The organism is Komagataeibacter europaeus LMG 18890, from assembly GCF_000285295.1.
Lineage (GTDB): Bacteria > Pseudomonadota > Alphaproteobacteria > Acetobacterales > Acetobacteraceae > Komagataeibacter > Komagataeibacter europaeus.
The window spans coordinates 1-1919 of record NZ_CADP01000245.1; the positions used below are offsets into that span (position 1 = coordinate 1).

Consider the following 1919-nt stretch of genomic DNA (forward strand, 5'->3'; position numbering starts at 1 on the left):
ATGTCTTCTGGCGGTCCGAAGGGATATCGCGGGTCAAACGCGGCGCGTGCACCGGCATCGCAGGCCCGCGGAGCGGGACAAGAGCCACCGTTTGAGGCGCGATGGCCCTTCGGGCATATTTTTTCCTGTTTCTTCCTGCTTTTCCTACGCGTCCGCGTTCAGGTATTCGTGCAGATACCGGCGCAGCAGCACGCAGGCTGCATGGCTGTCCCACTCACCGTCATCCGCAAGGACACGATCCATCACTCTGGCGAGAACGAAGGCTGCCTCTCGGCCCGGGCTGAAAACAAGGGAAAACCCAAACTGTCCCTGCAGCACGCCAGTTCCCGCATCGTGGACCATGGCCACGATCTCGCCATGGACGACTTCCTCGACCTCAAGGTCCACTTCCTGGCCGTCAGGCAGAATAGTGGTCCGGATCCCGTCAGAGTCCACACTGTCGGGGACCGCATTGAGGACGATCCGCGCAGCCGCCTCGGCGTCCGTCGCCGTGACCCTGAAATCGCCGGCATCCGCTTCAAACAGGCGCTCAACCAGCGTGATACGAAAATCAGGCATTGCCGTCCTCCCTTGCCAGGACAAATTCGCTCAGTGTCTTGGCTTCCCGCCATGGGCAGTGCCACACCATCACGTCCTTTCCGCAGATTTCGGTGACAGAGCCACGCTCTCTCAGCCGGGCCAGTTCGTCCGACGTGATTCTTGGAACCGCCGTGAAAGCGGAAAATTCGACCACTGCCGCCTCCACGCTCTCATAGGGTCCCCGCCATCGGCGGGCCGCGGGCGGATAGATTTCAGGCGTCCGGATCAGAACCCCACCATCCGGGTGGAAGCCCAGTTCAACCACATACCTGCCGATCAGACGCTTTTCCGTCACGTATTCATGGGTCATCACGGTTCTCCTTCGCCGACGCAGGTGAACGCGTAACCTGACGTTCCGGATAAGCCCGGTTGGGGCACATCGCAGCATTTCCCGGTCGACATCCTGCCAAAGGCCGTTGCTGGCTCACCGCCCGACGTCCCCATGGGGGCGACGGACCGTGAGCCAGAGCAGTACGGCGGCAACAGCCTCGCTCAGCTGAAACCTACAAACTCAACATGCGCCCTGAGGAATTCTTCAGGTGTCTGCGATGGCGGCGCCAGACTTTCCGCCCTGCCGTGCAGCACGTCATCCTCCTGATCTGCCGCCTGGTCTGGGGGCGTGTCAGTCACTTCATCCCGTTCAATGCCCGTCGCGGCAGGATCATCGGTTACCGGGCCACCAGCCAGCGCACCAGCATCCACGTCGTCTTCCGGGTCGATATCGTCGTCATGCGCCAGTTCCCCATTATCGTCATCCGCTCCGGATGGCGGGGCGAGCGCTTCCGCGAAGGTGGCGTTCAGCGCCGCGACATCGACCTGGAAACGCGCTGCAGGATGCACCCAGATCCCCTGCTCGACATGGTCCATCAGGGCGCGGCGCATTTCCTTGCCGGTATTGCGCGGCAGGATGCCTTCCTCCTTTATGGCCTTCGTGATGCCGGACTTGCTGAGCGTTTTCAGGAAGTCTTCATCCGCCATGGCGGGCAGATGGTCGTCCGCTTTCACGATATGGCCGACCAGGACACCCCAGTCGCCGCTATTCGTCGCGTTCTTCTCGCAGGACAGAACGGCTTTGAGCACGTCGACAGCAGCGCCACGCAGGAGCGCCTCGTCCAGCGCCATCTCGCCATCCTGGAACAGTCCGGCGGCGGCCACGAGCCGGCGTGACGGACGGCGCTGCGGGTAGTGTGCGTTGGAATCCCCATCCACCCGGACATTCTGCGCGTTGAGGGCCGCGATCATCAGCCCGAGCAGGATCCATGGATCGGCAGAGCCCCGCATGCCGTCCAATGCAGCATGCAGCGCCTGGGTGCGGAAACTGCCGATCATGTCAAAACCGC

2 protein-coding genes and 1 pseudogene are annotated in these 1919 nt (G+C 62.4%); all 3 read right to left on the minus strand.

The window, feature by feature from the left end:
- Positions 1-144: 144 nt before the first annotated feature.
- The gene (locus GEU01_RS21205) at positions 145-558 is read right to left on the minus strand and encodes a hypothetical protein (RefSeq protein ID WP_019087511.1); all 414 of its coding nucleotides are present in this window, start codon (positions 556-558) and stop codon (positions 145-147) included.
- Positions 551-889 carry a hypothetical protein gene (locus tag GEU01_RS21210; RefSeq protein ID WP_019087603.1) on the minus strand — a complete coding sequence of 113 codons (339 nt, stop codon included), beginning with the start codon at positions 887-889 and terminating at the stop codon, positions 551-553. Before GEU01_RS21210 ends, GEU01_RS21205 begins: the two co-directional genes overlap by 8 nt.
- A 182-nt stretch (positions 890-1071) precedes the next feature.
- Positions 1072-1919, minus strand: a pseudogene (locus GEU01_RS21215) (ParB/RepB/Spo0J family partition protein); the annotation flags it as partial.

Excerpts from the sequence above, each read along its gene's own strand:
- GEU01_RS21205 (WP_019087511.1), bottom strand. The coding sequence starts at position 558 with ATGCCTGATTTTCGTATCACGCTGGTTGAGCGCCTGTTTGAAGCGGAT.
- GEU01_RS21210 (WP_019087603.1), bottom strand. The coding sequence starts at position 889 with ATGACCCATGAATACGTGACGGAAAAGCGTCTGATCGGCAGGTATGTG.